We start from the raw sequence: 18,614 nt of genomic DNA, 5'->3' as shown, positions 1-18,614 counted from the left end.
GGGTCCTTAAAATTCGGTTTCAGTCAGCGCGAAGGCGTTAAACAGTGAAAGCATCTTGCAGCAGTTTTTCCTGCTGCTCGGCGTGCATCGATGCGTAACCACAAGCAGGTGCAGCAGAAGCCTCACGGCCCGCGTACTCAAGTACGAGAGACTTGTCGAGGTTACCGATGCTACGGCGCAAGTGATGCTGGCTGCAGTACCAGGCGCCCTGGTTCATCGGCTCTTCCTGACACCAAACGGCATTTTTGACGTTGGTGTACGGAGCCAGGACTTCTTTCAAGTCGTCCTCAGGGAATGGATACAGCTGCTCGATCCGCACGATGGCGATATCTTCACGGCCTTCGGCACGGCGTTTTTCCAGCAGGTCGTAGTAGACCTTGCCGCTACACAGAACAACACGCTCGACCTTTTTCGGGTCCAGAGTATCGATTTCCGGGATCACGGTCTGGAACGAACCTTCGGCCAGATCTTCCAGGGTCGAGATGGCCAGTTTGTGGCGCAGCAGCGACTTCGGCGTCAGCACGATCAACGGCTTGCGCAGCGGGCGAATCACCTGACGACGCAGCAAGTGGTAGATCTGCGCTGGCGTGGTCGGTACGGCGACCTGAATATTGTGCTCGGCGCACAGTTGCAGGTAACGCTCAAGACGTGCCGAGCTGTGCTCAGGGCCCTGACCTTCGTAACCGTGTGGCAGCAACATGGTCAGACCGCAGAGACGGCCCCACTTGTGCTCGCCGCTGGTGATGAACTGGTCGATAACAACCTGTGCACCGTTGGCGAAGTCGCCGAACTGGGCTTCCCAGATCACCAGCGCATCCGGCGTGGTGGTCGAGTAACCGTATTCGAAGGCCAGTACCGCTTCTTCCGACAGGAACGAGTCGTACAGGTCAAAGCGTGGCTGACCGTCGTACAGGTGCTGCAGCGGAATGTAGGTGCCCGCGTCTTTCTGGTTGTGCAGAACAGCGTGACGGTGCGAGAACGTACCGCGGCCGATGTCCTGACCGGTCATGCGGATCGGGTGACCTTCGAACGCCAGGGTCGCGTACGCCATGGTTTCGGCGTAACCCCAGTTGATCGGCAGGCCGCCGGCTTGCATCTTCTGACGGTCTTCGTAGATCTTCGAGACCTGACGCTGAACCACGAAGCCTTCCGGAATTTCCAGCAGCTTGGCGGACAGTTCTTGCAGGGTCTTCAGATCAAAACGCGTGTCGTGACGCGCAGTCCAGGCGTGGCCCAGATACGGACGCCAGTCCACGAACAGTTCTTTGTTCGGCTCTTTGACCAGCGATTTCACTACATGCAGACCGTTGTCCAGCGCGTTGCGGTATTCGTCGACTTTCGCCTGAACACGCTCTGCGTCCAGTACACCGCCCTGGGTCAGACGATCAGCGTACAGCTCACGGGTGGTGCGCTGCTTGGTGATCTGCTGATACATCAGAGGCTGAGTACCGCTTGGCTCGTCGGCCTCGTTGTGGCCGCGACGACGGTAGCAGACCAGGTCGATCACCACGTCACGCTTGAACTGCATGCGGTAGTCGATGGCCAGTTGGGTCACGAACAACACGGCTTCCGGATCATCACCATTCACATGGAGGATTGGCGCCTGGATCATCTTGGCAACGTCGGTGGCGTACTCGGTGGAACGCGAGTCCAGCGGGTTGCTGATGGTGAAACCGACCTGGTTGTTGATCACGATGTGCACGGTACCGCCGGTCTTGAAACCGCGGGTCTGCGACATCTGGAAGGTTTCCATGACCACGCCCTGACCTGCGAATGCAGCGTCACCGTGGATGGAGATCGGCAGAACCTTCTCACCGGTCGGGTCGTTACGACGATCCTGACGGGCGCGAACCGAACCTTCTACCACCGGGGAAACGATTTCCAGGTGGGACGGGTTGAACGCCATGGCCAGGTGAACTTCACCGCCGGCGGTCATCACGTTGGACGAGAAGCCCTGGTGGTATTTAACGTCACCGGAACCCAGCTCGACCTTCTTCTTGCCTTCGAACTCGTCGAACAGCTCGCGCGGGTTCTTGCCGAAGGTGTTGACCAGCACGTTCAGACGGCCACGGTGGGCCATGCCGATGACGACTTCCTTGGTGCCGTAGGAACCGGAACGCTGGATCAGTTCGTCGAGCATCGGAATCAGGCTTTCGCCGCCTTCCAGACCGAAACGCTTGGTGCCCGGGTATTTGGTGCCCAGGTATTTTTCCAGGCCTTCACCGGCAGTCACGCGCTCAAGCAGGTGGCTCTTGATGTCGGCGGAGTACGTCGGACGACCACGCACGCTTTCCAGACGCTGCTGGAACCACTGGCGCTGCTCGGAATCGGTGATGTGCGTAAATTCAGCGCCGATGGTGCGGCAATATGTCTGCTGCAACGCTTCGTGAATTTCGCGTAGGCTCGCTTCCTCTTTGCCGATGAACAGGTCGCCGGCACGGAAGGTCGTATCAAGATCGGCATTGGTCAAGCCGTAATGATTGATCGACAGGTCTGCAGGTGCAGGACGCTGCCACAGTCCCAGCGGGTCAAGCTGGGCTGCCTGGTGGCCACGCATACGGTAGGCCTGGATCAATCGCAGCACTTCAACCTGCTTCTTCTCGTGCTCACTGCTCACGCTGCCGGCGGAAACCGGTTGGGCGCGGCGCTGGTTCTTTGCCAGCAGCACGAAATGATCGCGAATTGTGGAGTGCGAAACATCAGTGGCAGAGTTGCCGTCGGCAGGCAACTTCTGAAAGTAGGTGCGCCACTCTTCTGGCACAGCGTTAGGGTCGTGCAGGTAGAGCTCATAAAGCTCTTCCACATAGGCAGCGTTTCCACCTGAAAGGTAGGCGCTGTTCCACATGCGCTGCATCACGCTTTCTTGCATGCTTGGTCACCCTCGGTTAGGGGAACACCATCGATGTCGACACCGAGCAAACTTGCAGAAGTCCGAATGCAGCGACTAAAACAAGCCACTTAGGATCACACTGATAGTCCGGGTACCAGCCCGGATGCCCCTGCTTGTCTCATTTCTTCAAAATAAGAGCGGCAGCTTGTGGCTACTGCTCTGGTTATAGCCATGACGCGGGTTGAAGCCCGCGCCACAGCCTCTACGGTGCAGCGGTTACAGCAGCTGAATCACACGCCGCTCGAAAGCAGCATGTTACGGATGTGACCGATGGCCTTAGTCGGGTTCAGGCCTTTCGGACATACGTTGACGCAGTTCATGATGCCCCGGCAGCGGAAGACGCTGAACGGGTCATCGAGCGAAGCCAGACGCTCGTTGGTCTTGGTGTCACGGCTGTCTGCCAGGAAGCGATAAGCTTGCAGCAGCGCAGCTGGACCCAGGAACTTGTCCGGGTTCCACCAGAAGGACGGGCACGAAGTCGAGCAGCAAGCGCACAGGATGCACTCGTACAGACCGTCGAGCTTTTCGCGCTCTTCTGGCGACTGCAGACGCTCGATGGCCGGAGCCGGCGTGTCGTTCTGCAGGTAAGGCTTCACCTTCTCGTATTGCTTGTAGAAGATGCTCATATCGACGACCAGGTCACGGATAACCGGCAAACCTGGCAGCGGACGAACAATCAACTTGTTACCTTTTACAACGGCGGACAGCGGCGTGATGCACGCCAGACCGTTCTTGCCGTTGATGTTCATGCCGTCGGAGCCGCAGACGCCTTCACGGCAAGAGCGACGATAGGAGAAACCCTCGTCCTGCTCTTTGATCAGGGCCAGCACGTCCAGCACCATCAGGTCTTTACCACCGGTATCGACCTGGAATTCCTGCATGAACGGCGCAGCGTCCTGATCAGGGTTGTAGCGATAAACACTGACTTTCAACATGGCGGTCACCCTTAATAAGTCCGGACTTTAGGTTCAAAAGTCGGAACAGTCTTCGGCGAGAAGTTCACGGCACGCTTGGTGACGCGCTTGTCACCCGGGAAGTACAGGGTGTGGCACAGCCAGTTTTCGTCGTCACGATCTTCGAAGTCCTCACGGGCGTGAGCACCGCGCGACTCTTTACGGACTTCGGCAGCGATGGCGGTAGCTTCAGCCACTTCCAGCAGGTTTTGCAGTTCCAGCGCTTCGATACGGGCAGTGTTGAACGCCTGCGACTTATCGTTGATCTTCACGTTGGCGATGCGGGTACGCAGGTCAGCGAGCTGAGCGATACCTTTCTGCATGTATTCGCCGGTACGGAATACGCCGAAGTAGTTCTGCATGCAGCTTTGCAGCTCGCGACGCAGGGTTGCCACATCTTCGCCATCAGTACGGCTGTTCAGCGCGTTCAGACGCGACAGGGCAGCTTCGATGTCGGCTTCGGTAGCGTCGTCGTATTCGATGCCATCAGTCAGCGCTTTTTCCAGGTGCAGGCCGGCAGCGCGGCCGAATACCACCAGGTCGAGCAGCGAGTTGCCGCCCAGACGGTTGGCACCGTGCACCGATACGCAAGCCACTTCACCTACTGCGAACAGACCAGGGATGATCTGATCCACGCCTTCGGCGTTCTGGGTGATCGCCTGGCCGTGGATGTTGGTGGCAACGCCGCCCATCATATAGTGGCAAGTCGGAACAACCGGAACCGGCGCAACAACAGGGTCAACGTGAGCGAACGTCTTCGACAGTTCGCAGATGCCTGGCAGACGGCTGTGCAGCACTTCCTCGCCCAAGTGGTCGAGTTTGAGCATTACGTGGTCGCCATTCGGACCGCAACCGTTGCCGGCGATGATTTCTTTAACCATCGAACGAGCAACCACGTCACGACCGGCAAGGTCTTTGGCGTTCGGAGCATAACGCTCCATGAAACGCTCGCCGTGCTTGTTGATCAGGTAACCACCTTCACCACGGCAACCTTCTGTAACCAGTACACCGGCGCCGGCGATGCCGGTCGGGTGGAACTGCCACATTTCAATGTCTTGTACCGGCACGCCAGCACGCAGAGCCATGCCGACGCCGTCACCGGTGTTGATCAGGGCGTTGGTGGTGGAAGCGTAGATACGACCTGCACCGCCGGTAGCCAGTACGGTGGCCTTGGCGCGGATGTAGGTGGTTTCGCCGGTTTCGATGCAGATCGCGATCACACCGACGAATTCGCCTTCCTGGTTTTTCACCAGATCAACAGCGTAGTACTCGTTCAGGAACGTAGTACCGGCTTTCAGGTTGCCCTGATAAAGGGTGTGCAGCAGTGCGTGACCGGTACGGTCGGACGCCGCGCAAGTACGTGCAGCCTGACCGCCCTTGCCGTAGTCCTTGGACTGACCACCGAACGGACGCTGGTAGATACGGCCTTGCTCGGTACGCGAGAACGGCAGACCCATGTGGTCCAGCTCGAAAACCGCGGCCGGGCCTTCCTGACACATGTACTCGATAGCGTCCTGGTCACCGATGTAGTCGGAGCCCTTGACGGTATCGTACATGTGCCAGCGCCAGTCATCGTTCGGGTCAGCGGACGCGATTGCGCACGTGATGCCGCCCTGGGCGGACACAGTGTGCGAACGGGTCGGGAAAACCTTGGTGATCACGGCAGTCTTGTGACCGCCCTGCGCCAGTTGCAGCGCAGCGCGCATGCCGGCACCGCCACCACCAATAATGATGGCGTCGAAAGAAATCGTTGGAATGTTAGCCATGAATCAGATACCCCAGAGAATCTGCACACCCCAGACGAAGTAAGCGAACATCGCGATGCCGCAAACTGCCTGGAAAAGGAAACGTACTGCAGTCGCGGACTTGCCCAGCGCCATTGGCGTCAGGTAGTCGGTCGCGATGGTCCACATGCCGACCCAGGCGTGAGCGCCAAGGGCAACGAGGGCCAGCAGACTGAAGATACGCATCCCGTTGTGAGCGAACAGGCCGTGCCACTGGTCGTAGCCAATGCCCGGATTCGCTGCAAGGTATCCGATCAGGAAGATGAAATAAGCCGCGAGAACAACCGCAGACACACGTTGCGCCATCCAGTCATAGAGGCCCGAACGCGAAAGGTTCGTAACGCTGGTTACCATATCCAAACTCCTGCCAGAACGATCAGCACCACGGAAATGGCGATGATGATTTTCGAGCCCAGGCGGCCGCCTTCCAGCGTCTCACCGATGCCCATGTCCATGATCAAGTGGCGCACACCGGCTACCAGGTGATACAGCAGAGCGGACAGGAGGCCCCATGCTACGAACTTGGCCAGCGGGCTGGTCAAGCATGCCTTCACTTCGGCAAAACCTTCCTCGGAACCCAGAGACTTGCCCAATGCATAAAGCATGAAGCCGATACCCAGGAAGAGGATGATGCCGGAAACACGGTGAAGAAACGACGTAACGCCGGTGATGGGGAGTTTGATGGTCCTTAGGTCTAGGTTTACAGGTCGTTGGCTTTTCACGGCTTTTTTTTCACACTGAAGAGCCCCTAACAATCAGGGCAAAGTTGTTGGGGAGTGCACTGGTCAGGTAACCACCACCCAGGGATGCGACCCCCAACAAAGCTGGCCCAAAAGCCCTTGGCGGTCGGTGGCCGAGTATAGACAGTTAGGTTACTAATGACAACGCAATCACCTACCCCAAATAGCTGATTGCACAAGTCGTATAAAAGGCGTAAATGGCAGTCAATTTCGAGGAAAAAGTGCGCTTAAAGCCTTCTGGAGCAAGACTTTAGGCAAATTGACATTCGAATTTATCTCACTATAGTGGTGCGGGCCCTGCGTGGGGGGTCTGTCTGATGGTTCAAGCATAAATAGGAGGCCACATGGCTGACAAAAAAGCGCAGTTGATCATCGAGGGCGCAGCCCCCGTCGAGCTGCCCATTTTAACCGGCACCGTTGGTCCCGATGTAATTGATGTTCGGGGCCTGACGGCCACGGGCCGCTTCACGTTCGACCCTGGTTTCATGTCGACCGCCTCGTGCGAATCGAAGATCACCTATATCGACGGCGACAACGGCATTCTGTTGCACCGCGGCTACCCGATCGAACAACTGGCTGAAAAATCGGACTACCTGGAAACCTGCTACCTGCTGCTCAACGGCGAACTGCCGACCGCAGAACAGAAGGCCCAGTTCGTCAGCACCGTGAAAAACCACACCATGGTTCACGAGCAGCTGAAAACCTTCTTTAACGGTTTCCGTCGCGACGCCCACCCGATGGCCGTCATGTGCGGTGTAGTCGGCGCCCTCTCGGCCTTCTACCACGACTCCCTGGACATCAATAACCCGCAGCATCGCGAAATCTCCGCGATCCGTCTGGTTGCCAAGATGCCGACCCTGGCAGCGATGGTTTACAAGTACTCCATGGGCCAACCCATGATGTACCCGCGCAACGATCTGACGTACGCGGAAAACTTCCTGCACATGATGTTCAACACCCCGTGCGAGATCAAACCGATCAGCCCGGTGCTCGCCAAGGCCATGGACCGGATCTTCATCCTCCACGCCGACCACGAGCAGAACGCTTCGACCTCTACCGTGCGCCTGGCCGGCTCTTCGGGTGCCAACCCGTTCGCCTGTATCGCCGCCGGTATCGCTGCACTGTGGGGCCCTGCCCACGGCGGTGCAAACGAAGCCGTGTTGACCATGCTTGACGAGATTGGCGATGTTTCGAACATCGACAAGTTCATCGCCAAGGCCAAGGACAAGAACGATCCGTTCAAACTGATGGGCTTCGGTCACCGCGTTTACAAGAACCGCGACCCTCGCGCGACTGTAATGAAGCAGACCTGCGACGAAGTGCTGAAGGAACTGGGCATCAACAACGATCCGCAACTCGAACTGGCCATGCGCCTGGAAGAGATCGCGCTGACCGACCCGTACTTCATCGAGCGCTCGCTGTACCCGAACGTCGACTTCTACTCGGGGATCATCCTCAAGGCGATCGGCATTCCGACCAGCATGTTCACGGTGATTTTCGCGCTGGCACGTACGGTTGGCTGGATCTCCCACTGGAAAGAGATGCTCTCCAGCCCGTACAAGATTGGCCGTCCGCGCCAGTTGTACACTGGTTACGAGTCGCGTGACATTTCCAAGCTGGAAGACCGCAAATAAGACTTGTCTTGCGATGAAGTCTTAGCTTTACCGGGAACGGCCTCTATTTATATAGGGGCCGTTTTTGTTTGTCTGGGATTTGGGGTTTGGGATTGGGGGCATATCCGTTGCCGCGGGTGGTGCTGCTGGCGGTTTCGCTCTTACAGCGAGTCACCTTTTCCAAACGCCGAAAAGGTAACCCAAAAGGCTTTGCCCCGGCGTACGGCACTTCGCTGAGGCTCAGTGTTCCCTCGCTACGGTGTCCATCCGGGGGCATCGCCTACGGTTTGCTTCGCTGCACCTCCTCTCGATGTATGCGGCTACGCCGCACGGCGCTGCGCGCCTACCCCCGGATGGACACCTACGCTCGGCCTGCCGATGGGGCAAAAGATCAAAAGCCAAAGCCAAAGCCAAAGCAAGATCAAAAGCCAGATCAAGAGCCCCTCACCCTAGCCCTCTCCCGGAGGGAGAGGGGACTGACCGAGTGGTTTGGTAGAGGTACGCCGACGTGCGATACCGCGTTGAACTCAGATTCTGAAAAGCTCACAAATCGGCTCCCTCTCCCTCGGGAGAGGGCTGGGCGGGCGGCGTTCCGATGAGGGGCAAATCCACCACCGAACCAAAGCCGAACACACGCTCTTCACCACTCAACAGGATGAGCGTTAGCTCGGCTGCAGCTGTTGATCTGTAAGCGACGTCGGAAGGCTGAGTGGAGGGATTGATCCGGGCGTGGGAGCGCAGCGACCGTTTGGCGCAGCCAAACACAGCGAGAGGAGGTGCAGCGAAGCAAACCGTAGGCGCTGCGCCCGGATCAATCCCGCAGCGAAGGAACCCCGAGCCCCAGCGAGCGGGCCGGACGTAGGAGCAAGCGTTTTTTGCTTACTTTTTTTGGCGTTTGAAAAAAAGTGAGTCGCCGTAAGGGCGAAACCCTAATCAGCCGTTACCGCAGCAACGGATATACACCCAATAAAAAACACACCAAAGTCCGATAACCGCCCACAAAAAATGCCCCGATCTCTCAACCGGGGCATTCAGCAAACATTACAAAACCATCAAACCATCAATGCGAAACCGCCCCACTCGCCCCCAACCCCGTCTGCGAACGCACAAACTGCGGGAAGAACAACGCCCGCTCATTGTCCGCAGCCGCCGACTTGTCAGTAATCGAGAAGAACCAGATCCCCACAAAGGCAATGATCATCGAGAACAACGCCGGATACTCGTAAGGGAAGATCGCCTTCTCATGATGCAGAATCTGCACCCAGATGGTCGGGCCAAGGATCATCAGGCCAACCGCACTCACCAGACCCAACCAGCCGCCAATCATCGCCCCACGAGTGGTCAGCTTCTTCCAGTACATCGAAAGCAACAGCACCGGGAAGTTACAGCTGGCAGCGATCGAGAACGCCAGGCCAACCATGAACGCAATGTTCTGACTTTCAAACAGGATGCCCAAGCCAATCGCCAGCACCGCCAAGGCAATGGTGGTGATCTTCGAGACACGAATCTCGTCCTTCTCGTTCGCCTTGCCCTTCTTGATCACACTGGCGTACAGGTCGTGAGAAACCGCCGAAGCACCGGCCAGGGTCAGGCCTGCCACTACCGCCAGAATGGTCGCGAACGCCACCGCCGAGATAAAGCCGAGGAAGATACTGCCACCGACCGCGTTGGCCAGGTGCACCGCCGCCATGTTGTTGCCGCCCAACAGCGCGCCAGCAGCATCTTTGAAGGCCGGGTTAGTGCTGACCAGCAGGATCGCGCCGAAGCCGATAATGAACGTCAGGATGTAGAAGTAGCCAATGAAACCGGTTGCGTAGAGCACGCTCTTGCGGGCTTCTTTTGCGTCACTCACGGTGAAGAAGCGCATCAGAATGTGTGGCAGACCAGCCGTACCGAACATCAGCGCCAGACCCAGCGAGAACGCCGAAATCGGATCCTTGACCAGACCGCCCGGGCTCATGATCGCTTCGCCTTTGGCGTGAACCTTGATCGCTTCGGAGAACAGCGTGTTGAAGTCGAAGCCTACGTGCTTCATCACCATCAGCGCCATGAACGAGGCGCCGGACAGCAACAGCACAGCCTTGATGATCTGTACCCAAGTGGTCGCCAGCATGCCGCCGAACAGCACGTACATGCACATCAGCACACCCACCAGAATCACCGCGACGTGGTAGTCCAGACCGAACAACAGCTGAATCAGCTTGCCGGCACCGACCATTTGCGCGATCAGGTAGAACGCCACCACCACCAGCGAGCCGCAGGCAGACAGGGTGCGGATCTGGGTTTGCCCGAGGCGGTAGGACGCCACGTCGGCAAAGGTGTATTTACCCAGGTTACGCAGGCGCTCGGCGATCAGGAACAGAATGATCGGCCAGCCCACCAGGAAGCCGATCGAGTAGATCAGGCCATCGTAGCCGGAGGTGAACACCAGCGCGGAAATCCCCAGGAAGGACGCCGCCGACATGTAGTCACCGGCGATCGCCAGACCATTCTGGAAACCGGTGATCTTGCCGCCCGCCGCATAGTAGTCGGCCGCCGAATTGTTTTTCTTCGAGGCCCAGTAGGTGATGTATAAGGTCGCGCCAACGAACGCGACGAACATCAGGATCGCCGGAATGTTCAGTGGCTGTTTGGCCACTTCACCGGTCAACGCGTCAGCCGCCCAGACACTCGGCGCGAACGCCGCAACACTCAATAAAGCCAGTAGACGCCGGATCATTGCTGAGCCTCCTTGAGAATCGCATTGTTCAAGTCGTCGAACTCGCCATTGGCGCGGCGCACGTAGATAGCGGTGAGGATGAATGCAGAAAGAATGAGTCCGACACCGATTGGAATTCCCCAGGTAATCGAGGATTCCGGACTGAGTTTCGCGCCCAGAATGTGTGGCCCGTAAGCGATCAACAGGATGAAGCCAGAGTAAAGCCCGAGCATGATCGCCGAGAGTATCCAGGCGAACTTTTCCCTTTTTCGCACCAGCTCCTTGAATCGGGGACTGTTTTGAATCGAGAGGTAAATGCTGTCGTTCATTGTTTTTATCCTCGCAGCACAGATTATTGTTGGAACGTAGCTAATGTATGCGGCTGCGAGCGTGGTAACAGACGACCTTAGTAGTAGAACGCCATGACACTTTTGCCAATTTCCGGTACGCCACAAAACAACTGTAGGAGTGAGCCTGCTCGCGATGGCGTCGTATCAGTCGACATTTTCATCAACTGACAGGACACTATCGCGAGCAGGCTCACTCCTACAGGGGTACAGCGGTGAGGCGGTTATTTAGTCCAGTCAGCCACGCGATCCGGGTGTTTGGCTACCCAATCCTTGGCCGCTGCGTCAGGCTTGGCACCGTCCTGAATCGCCAGCATGACTTCGCCGATTTCGTCTTTCGACGCCCACTGGAAGTTCTTCAGGAACTTGGCCACTTCCGGTGCTTTGGTCGCGAGTTCTTTGCTGCCGATGCTGTTTACGGTTTCGGCTGCGCCGTACACGCCTTTCGGGTCGTCGAGGAAGCGCAGTTTCCACTTGGCGAACATCCAGTGCGGCACCCAACCGGTGACCGCGATGGATTCGTTTTTCTTCTCGGCACGGGTCAGCTCGGCAATCATGCCGGCGCCGGAACTGGCTTTGAGGCTGTATTTGTCGAGACCGTAGTCCTTGATCGCCTGATCGGTCTTGAGCATCACGCCTGAACCGGCGTCGATGCCGACGATGCGATTCTTGAAGGTGTCGTCGGTTTTCAAGTCTTCGATCGACTTGGCTTTCACATACTCCGGCACGATCAGGCCGATTTTCGCATCCTTGAAGTTCGGGCCGTAATCGACGACCTGATCCTTGTTCTTCGTCCAGTATTCACCGTGGGTCACGGGCAGCCAGGCCGAGAGCATGGCATCGAGCTTGCCGGTGGCAACGCCCTGCCACATGATCCCGGTGGCGACGGCTTGCAGTTTCACGTCGTAACCGAGTTTCTGTTTGATCACTTCGGCCGCCACGTGAGTGGTCGCCACGCTGTCGGACCAGCCGTCAACGTAACCGATGTTCAGGGTCTGTTTTTCTGCGCTGGCGAAAGTGGAACTCATCGCAAGCACCAGAGCAGCACTTGCGCCTAAAAGTCGTCGCATCTTCATCGTTACTTCCCCGAAATGCTGCGCCCGACGGATGACGGGCGGCGTCAACGTATTGTTATGGTGCACGGCGCCCCCATCACGCCTGACCGCAAACTCGTTAGAACATCAGCGGAGCACTGATGGCTTGATCATCAACCTCAGGCGGCAGTCGACCTGCTCTGCCAGCGACCTCAAGACAACGAGAAACGACATCACAAGGCCATTAATGACGTCTGAATATTTGGCGCCAGACAATCCGCCCGAACTTTGCATGTCAAAATCATGCGAGCCACCAACCCCTCTATAAATGCAGGTAACATGCGTCGCTTTGCAGCCACTCGGCCTGACCATGTCCGCGACCTCCCGCTTCCCTTTTCTGCCTTATCTCTTCGCCTGCCTGCTGGGGCTGTTTGCACTCGCTGGCTTCTGGTACGGCCTCGGCCAACCGGTGATCCTGCCGGACGCCGCTACGCCGACGCATAAATTGCAATGCGCCTCCTACACCCCGTTCGATAAAGACCAGTCGCCGTTCGACGTGCCGTTCAAGCTGCGCCCCGAGCGCATGGACGCTGACCTCGCGCTGCTGGCGACACGTTTTGAGTGCATTCGCACCTATTCGATGACCGGCCTCGAGGCGCTGCCGGATCTGGCGCGCAAACACGGCTTGAAATTGATGATCGGCGCGTGGGTCAACAGCAACCCGGTAGACACCGAGAAAGAAGTCGACCTGCTGATCAAATCAGCCAACGCCAACCCGGACGTGGTCAGCGCGGTGATCGTCGGCAACGAAGCGCTGCTGCGCAAGGAAGTCACTGGCGCGCAACTTGCCCGGTTGATCAACAAGGTCAAGGGCCAGGTCAAGCAACCGGTCACCTATGCCGATGTCTGGGAGTTCTGGCTCAAGCATCCGGAAATCGCACCGGCGGTGGATTTCCTGACCATCCACTTGCTGCCGTACTGGGAGGATGATCCGTCGAACATTGACGTCGCCCTGCAACATGTCGCGGATGTGCGTCAGGTGTTCGGCAATAAATTCGCGCCGAAAGACGTGATGATTGGCGAAACCGGCTGGCCGAGCGAAGGCCGCCAGCGCGAGACCGCCCTGCCGAGCCGGGTCAACGAGGCCAGGTTCATTCGTGGTTTTGTCGCGATGGCCGAGAAAGAAGGCTGGCATTACAACCTGATCGAAGCGTTTGACCAGCCATGGAAGCGCGGCAGTGAAGGCGCGGTGGGCGGTTACTGGGGACTGTTCGATGCTGATCGTCAGGACAAAGGCGTACTCGCCGGACCGGTGACGAATGTACCGTTCTGGAAAGAATGGCTGGCGGTCGGCGGGTTGATTTTCCTTGGCACGCTGATCCTTGGCGGTCGCGTTCGTACCACGCGCTCGGCGCTGGTGTTGCCGCTGCTGGGCGCCCTCGCCGCTTGCTCGATTGGCGCCTGGGGTGATCTGGCGCGGGTGACCACGCGGTTCACCAGTGAGTGGCTGTGGGTCGGTTTGCTGACGGCGCTGAATCTGTTGGTACTGGCACACGCGGCACTGACGCTGAGCGCGCGAACTGGCTGGCGTGAGCGGGTGTTCTATCTGCTGGAGCGGCGCGCCGGATGGCTGGTCGCGGCAGCAGGCTTTGCCGCAGCGGTGATGATGCTGGAGATGGTGTTTGATCCGCGTTATCGCAGCTTTGCAAGCATGGCGTTTGTGCTGCCGGCGCTGGTTTATCTGTGCCGGCCGGTCAGCGTGCCGCGTCGCGAGATTGCGTTGCTGACGTTTATTGTCGGCGCGGGGGTTGCGCCGCAGTTGTATCAGGAAGGGTTGCAGAATCAGCAGGCGTGGGGTTGGGCGTTGGTCAGCGCTCTGATGGTCGCTGCGTTGTGGCGCTGCCTCCGCGTTCGCAAGGCCTGATCTTTAGCGCCTTCCAAGCCCTCATCGCTGGCAAGCCAGCTCCCACAGGATATTGATTGAACACAACATGTGTGTACGACACAAAAACCTGTGGGAGCTGGCTTGCCAGCGATGACTGACTGTCAGACGCGACGAGACTCCCTGACCAAACGCAACCCGGCAATCACCAGCGCAAACACTGCCAACGTGGTGTTGTACAACGCCAGTGCCGGCATCCCAAACACCAGCGCCAGCACCGCCAGCCACCACCCTGCCCGCCCCGGCAAGACAAAACCGATCAACGCCGCACCCAGCGCCGTCCAGCCCAACACCTTGAAGTGAATCATCAAGCCAAGGTTCGACCGCACCTGACATTCCCAACGGCTGGCCTCGTCGACGCAGATGCCCACCCACTTGCCGTCTTCCATAAAGCCATACCGCGCGCCATAACCGGCGGCCAGCCACAACGGCAACAGAACGAGCAGTAAAATCACGGGCAAACGGCGGGACATGAAACACTCCAATCTTCGGAAATCGGCGGCCAGCTTAATCTGCCGCCAGCCGTGTGCAAGAACTAACAACTGTTAACTGTTCATTCAGGGCGTGCAAAGTGTATCGTCCAGCTACTATTACTCCGAATTCTGCCTGTTTGGTGCCGCAGCATGGCACTTTGGCGCAACCCCGGTGGTCATAGCCTGCGAACTTCATTCGGCACCTTCCTCTAAGGGATCTAGTCATGCTCCGTTCCTTGCGCTTCGCCGCGCTGTTCAGCGGCCTTATTTTGAGTGCGTCCGCACTGGCGGTGGATATCGACGCCGCCAGTTATGGCTACCCCCTGACCAACCCGTTCGAGGCGACCATCGCCACGACGCCGCCGGACTTGCGCCCGGAATTGCCGCTGGACGACGACATCAATCAGTCGGACCGCAGCCTGACCTTGCGCCCGGAGCGAGAGTTCATCCTGCCGGACAACTTCTGGGCGGTGAAAAAGCTCACCTACCGCATCGCCACCCAGGACAAACCGGCCCCGCTGATCTTTCTGATTGCCGGCACCGGCGCACGTTATGACAGCACGCTCAACGAATACCTGAAAAAGCTCTACTACAAGGCCGGCTACCACGTCGTGCAGTTGTCGTCGCCGACCAGTTTCGACTTCATCAGCGCCGCCTCACGCTTCGCCACCCCGGGCGTGACCAAGGAAGATGCCGAAGACATGTACCGGGTGATGCAAGCCGTGCGCGCGCAAAACCCGAAACTGCCGGTGACCGAGTACTACCTGACCGGTTACAGCCTCGGCGCCCTCGATGCTGCTTTCGTTGCGCATCTGGACGAGACGCGCCGCAGCTTCAATTTCAAGAAAGTCCTGCTGCTCAATCCGCCGGTCAACCTCTACACCTCGGTGACCAACCTCGACAAGCTCGTGCAAACCGAGGTGAAAGGCATCAACACCAGCACCACATTCTACGAGCTGGTGCTGTCCAAGCTGACCCGCTACTTCCAGCAGAAAGGCTACATCGACCTCAATGACGCGCTGCTTTACGACTTCCAGCAGTCCAAGCAGCACCTGACCAACGAACAGATGGCGATGTTGATTGGCACCTCGTTCCGTTTCTCGGCGGCCGACATTGCCTTTACCTCGGACCTGATCAACCGTCGCGGCCTGATCACCCCGCCGAAATTCCCGATCACCGAAGGCACCAGCCTCACACCGTTTCTCAAGCGTGCGTTGCAGTGCGACTTCGACTGCTACCTGACCGAACAGGTCATTCCTATGTGGCGTGCACGCACCGACGGCGGCAGCCTGCTGCAACTGATCGATCAGGTGAGCCTGTATGCGCTCAAGGATTACCTGCACGACAGCCCGAAAATCGCCGTGATGCACAACGCCGATGACGTGATCCTCGGTCCGGGCGACCTCGGTTTCCTGCGCAAGACCTTCGGTGATCGACTGACCGTTTATCCACTCGGCGGCCATTGCGGCAACCTTAACTACCGCGTCAACAGCGACGCCATGCTGGAGTTCTTCCGTGGCTAAACATCTCCTGCTGATTGCAGCGCTACTCTGCGCAGGCGTGGCCCAGGCCGACAACAGTAAAGCCAACGCGCCCGTGGTGGTCGACAGCGACGGCTTCAAAGAGCCGCTGTCCAAACTCAAGTTCAATCCGGGGCTGGATCAGCGCGAATTCGAGCGTTCGACGCTCAACGCGCTGAACGTCTACGACCCGCTGGAGTCGTGGAACCGCCGGGTTTACCACTTCAACTATCGCTTCGACCAATGGGTGTTCCTGCCGGTGGTCGATGGCTATCGCTACATCACGCCGAGCTTCGTGCGCACCGGCGTAAGCAACTTCTTCAACAACCTCGGTGACGTGCCGAATCTGGTCAACAGCCTGTTGCAGTTCAAAGGCCAGCGCTCGATGGAAACCACCGCGCGCCTGCTGCTCAATACCACCATCGGCATCGCCGGTCTGTGGGACCCGGCTACTGCCATGGGCCTGCCGCGCCAGAGCGAAGACTTCGGTCAGACCCTGGGCTTCTACGGTGTACCGGGCGGCGCCTACTTCGTGCTGCCGATCTTCGGACCGTCGAACATCCGTGACACTGCCGGTCTTGCCGTGGATTACACCGCCGAATCGGCGATCAACTTCCTCAACGTCTCGGAAGTCAGCTCCAACCATCCGGAAGTCTGGGCGTTGCGTGCAGTCGACAAGCGTTATCAGACCAGCTTCCGTTACGGCCAGATGAACTCGCCGTTCGAGTACGAGAAGGTGCGTTACGTGTACACCGAAGCGCGCAAGTTGCAGATCGCCGAATAGTTTTTGGCAGGTACAAAAAAGGGCCATTCGATGCGAGTCGAATGGCCCTTTTTCAATGGCACAACACTCCTACAAAGGTTATGTGTTGTTGATTAGTTTTTCAGGGCTTTCCAGATCTTGCCGACAACGGCAACCACCGCCAGCACCACCGCGCCAGCGATGATCCCCGCCACACCATTAAGCAACATCGGCACCGCAAACCCGGCACTACCGGCTGCCGCACCAACGCCTTCAATCCAGTCATGCACTACCGGCACGCCATGGGTGAGGATGCCGCCGCCGACCAGGAACATCGCCGCCGTACCGACCACCGACAAGGTTTTCATCATGTACGGCGCCGCACTCAGGATGGCGCTGCCGACTTTCTTGGCAAACTGCCCAGGTTTCTGCGTCAGCCACAGGCCGAGATCGTCGAGTTTGACGATGCCCGCCACCAGGCCATAAACGCCCACCGTCATCACAATCGCAATGCCGGACATCACGATCACTTGCTGAGTCAGCGAGGCCGTTGCCACGGTGCCCAGAGTGATGGCGATAATCTCTGCCGAAAGGATAAAGTCAGTGCGAATCGCGCCTTTGATCTTGTCCTTTTCGTACGCCACCAGATCGGTCGCCGGATCAGCTACCGCCTCAGTCAGTTGCGCATGTTCGGCCTCGTCTTCAGCCTTGCTGTGCAGAAACTTGTGCGCAAGCTTCTCGAAACCTTCGAAACACAGATACGCACCACCCACCATCAACAACGGTGTTACCAGCCACGGTACGAACGCACTGATCGCCAGCGCCGACGGCACGAGGATCAATTTGTTGACGAAAGAACCTTTGGCCACAGCCCAGACCACCGGGATTTCCCGCTCGGCACGCACGCCGGAGACCTGCTGGGCGTTGAGCGCCAGATCATCGCCGAGCACCCCGGCGGTCTTCTTGGCAGCCATTTTGGTCATCAACGCCACGTCGTCCAGCACGGTGGCAATATCGTCGATCAGCACCAGCAAACTGCTTCCTGCCATGAATCCTGTTTCCTTTTATGTATGAATGTTGCGAAGCATAACGCGACCGCAGGCCACATGGGGCATTGTTGAGCGCTGCGCGAGGCCGGTGCTACCATGCGCAACCGCCAGAACAGGCAAGGAACCACCGGGTTTATGAGCACAATCCGCGAGCGCAACAAAGAACTGATCCTGCGTGCCGCCAGTGAGGAGTTTGCCGACAAGGGCTTCGCTGCGACCAAAACCAGCGACATCGCCGCCAAGGCGGGATTGCCCAAGCCCAACGTCTACTACTACTTCAAGTCCAAGGAAAACCTTTACCGCGAGGTATTGGAAAGCATCATCGTGCCGATTTTGCAGGCCTCGACCCCGTTCAATCCGGACGGCGTACCGAGCGAAGTGCTGAGTGGCTACATCCGCTCGAAGATCCGCATCTCCCGCGACCTGCCCTTCGCCTCGAAAGTATTTGCCAGCGAAATCATGCACGGTGCACCACATTTGAGCGCCGATCTGGTCGAGCAACTCAACGGCCAGGCCAAGCACAACATCAACTGCATCCAGAGCTGGATCGACCGCGGGCAAATAGCCCCGATCGACCCCAACCACCTGATGTTCAGCATCTGGGCCGCGACCCAGACCTACGCCGACTTCGACTGGCAGATTTCTGCGGTGACCGGCAAAGACAAGCTGGACGAGGCGGATTATGAAGCGGCGGCACAGACGATTATCCGGTTGGTGTTGAAGGGGTGTGAGCCGGACTGAAGTATTGCGGTGACGCCATCGCTGGCAAGCCAGCTCCCACAGGTTTATGTGTTGAATTCAGATTTGGCAAACAACACAAATACCTGTG

The 18,614-nt window shown here is 58.1% G+C and carries 15 protein-coding genes; 5 read left to right on the top strand and 10 right to left on the bottom strand.

What is annotated here, in order from left to right; all coding sequences use genetic code 11:
- Positions 1 to 37 precede the first annotated feature (37 nt).
- The 5 genes from ACZZ0A_RS04940 to sdhC all read right to left on the bottom strand — a co-directional run bounded on the left by ACZZ0A_RS04940 (position 38) and on the right by sdhC (position 6,349).
- Complete coding sequence (locus tag ACZZ0A_RS04940) at positions 38 to 2,869, bottom strand: 2-oxoglutarate dehydrogenase E1 component (RefSeq protein ID WP_007919886.1); 2,832 nt, start codon at positions 2,867 to 2,869, stop codon at positions 38 to 40.
- Between the two features lie 251 nt (positions 2,870 to 3,120).
- The gene (locus ACZZ0A_RS04935) at positions 3,121 to 3,825 is read right to left on the bottom strand and encodes a succinate dehydrogenase iron-sulfur subunit (RefSeq protein ID WP_007919888.1); all 705 of its coding nucleotides are present in this window, start codon (positions 3,823 to 3,825) and stop codon (positions 3,121 to 3,123) included.
- A gap of 11 nt (positions 3,826 to 3,836) precedes the next feature.
- A complete protein-coding gene (gene sdhA, locus ACZZ0A_RS04930; RefSeq protein WP_007919889.1) occupies positions 3,837 to 5,609 on the bottom strand; it encodes a succinate dehydrogenase flavoprotein subunit in 1,773 nt (590 codons plus the stop codon).
- Positions 5,610 to 5,612: 3 nt separating this feature from the next.
- The gene (gene sdhD / locus ACZZ0A_RS04925) at positions 5,613 to 5,981 is read right to left on the bottom strand and encodes a succinate dehydrogenase, hydrophobic membrane anchor protein (RefSeq protein ID WP_007919900.1); all 369 of its coding nucleotides are present in this window, start codon (positions 5,979 to 5,981) and stop codon (positions 5,613 to 5,615) included.
- Positions 5,975 to 6,349 (bottom strand): succinate dehydrogenase, cytochrome b556 subunit, encoded by a 375-nt coding sequence (gene sdhC, locus ACZZ0A_RS04920; protein WP_038363944.1) that lies wholly within the window; start codon positions 6,347 to 6,349, stop codon positions 5,975 to 5,977. The genes sdhD and sdhC overlap by 7 nt, the downstream gene beginning before the upstream one ends.
- Before the next feature lie 362 nt (positions 6,350 to 6,711).
- On the opposite strand from sdhC, the gene gltA reads away from it, so the two are divergent.
- A complete protein-coding gene (gltA, locus tag ACZZ0A_RS04915) occupies positions 6,712 to 8,001 on the top strand; it encodes a citrate synthase (protein ID WP_007919904.1) in 1,290 nt (429 codons plus the stop codon).
- A 1,039-nt stretch (positions 8,002 to 9,040) separates the two neighbouring features.
- Here the strand turns inward: gltA and ACZZ0A_RS04910 are convergent.
- The 3 genes from ACZZ0A_RS04910 to ACZZ0A_RS04900 form a co-directional block, all read right to left on the bottom strand.
- Positions 9,041 to 10,699: a cation acetate symporter gene (locus ACZZ0A_RS04910; protein ID WP_007919906.1), complete on the bottom strand. Its 1,659-nt coding sequence runs from the start codon at positions 10,697 to 10,699 to the stop codon at positions 9,041 to 9,043.
- Complete coding sequence (locus ACZZ0A_RS04905) at positions 10,696 to 11,007, bottom strand: DUF485 domain-containing protein (protein WP_007919908.1); 312 nt, start codon at positions 11,005 to 11,007, stop codon at positions 10,696 to 10,698. Before ACZZ0A_RS04905 ends, ACZZ0A_RS04910 begins: the two co-directional genes overlap by 4 nt.
- Positions 11,008 to 11,249: 242 nt before the next feature.
- Positions 11,250 to 12,101 (bottom strand): glycine betaine ABC transporter substrate-binding protein, encoded by an 852-nt coding sequence (locus ACZZ0A_RS04900; protein ID WP_007919916.1) that lies wholly within the window; start codon positions 12,099 to 12,101, stop codon positions 11,250 to 11,252.
- A 286-nt stretch (positions 12,102 to 12,387) separates the two neighbouring features.
- On the opposite strand from ACZZ0A_RS04900, the gene ACZZ0A_RS04895 reads away from it, so the two are divergent.
- Complete coding sequence (locus tag ACZZ0A_RS04895; RefSeq protein ID WP_463542587.1) at positions 12,388 to 13,983, top strand: glycoside hydrolase family 17 protein; 1,596 nt, start codon at positions 12,388 to 12,390, stop codon at positions 13,981 to 13,983.
- A 122-nt stretch (positions 13,984 to 14,105) separates the two neighbouring features.
- Here ACZZ0A_RS04895 and ACZZ0A_RS04890 read toward each other — a convergent pair whose 3' ends face one another.
- Complete coding sequence (locus ACZZ0A_RS04890) at positions 14,106 to 14,474, bottom strand: hypothetical protein (RefSeq protein ID WP_463542586.1); 369 nt, start codon at positions 14,472 to 14,474, stop codon at positions 14,106 to 14,108.
- 224 nt (positions 14,475 to 14,698) lie between these two features.
- Between ACZZ0A_RS04890 and ACZZ0A_RS04885 the strand changes: the two genes are divergently transcribed.
- Positions 14,699 to 15,997, top strand: coding sequence for a serine protein kinase PrkA (locus ACZZ0A_RS04885; RefSeq protein WP_007919928.1), 1,299 nt, complete (start codon positions 14,699 to 14,701; stop codon positions 15,995 to 15,997).
- On the top strand, positions 15,990 to 16,778 hold the full coding sequence (locus tag ACZZ0A_RS04880; RefSeq protein ID WP_123374660.1) for an MlaA family lipoprotein: 789 nt from the start codon (positions 15,990 to 15,992) through the stop codon (positions 16,776 to 16,778). The genes ACZZ0A_RS04885 and ACZZ0A_RS04880 overlap by 8 nt, the downstream gene beginning before the upstream one ends.
- 92 nt (positions 16,779 to 16,870) lie before the next feature.
- Here the strand turns inward: ACZZ0A_RS04880 and ACZZ0A_RS04875 are convergent, their stop codons facing one another.
- On the bottom strand, positions 16,871 to 17,785 hold the full coding sequence (locus tag ACZZ0A_RS04875) for a DUF808 domain-containing protein (RefSeq protein ID WP_414916248.1): 915 nt from the start codon (positions 17,783 to 17,785) through the stop codon (positions 16,871 to 16,873).
- A gap of 135 nt (positions 17,786 to 17,920) precedes the next feature.
- On the opposite strand from ACZZ0A_RS04875, the gene ACZZ0A_RS04870 reads away from it, so the two are divergent.
- A complete protein-coding gene (locus ACZZ0A_RS04870; RefSeq protein ID WP_141130011.1) occupies positions 17,921 to 18,526 on the top strand; it encodes a TetR/AcrR family transcriptional regulator in 606 nt (201 codons plus the stop codon).
- Positions 18,527 to 18,614: the final 88 nt, after the last annotated feature.

Source organism: Pseudomonas sp. AC242 (assembly GCF_979258655.1).
This window is presented reverse-complemented; position numbering and strand designations above follow the sequence as displayed.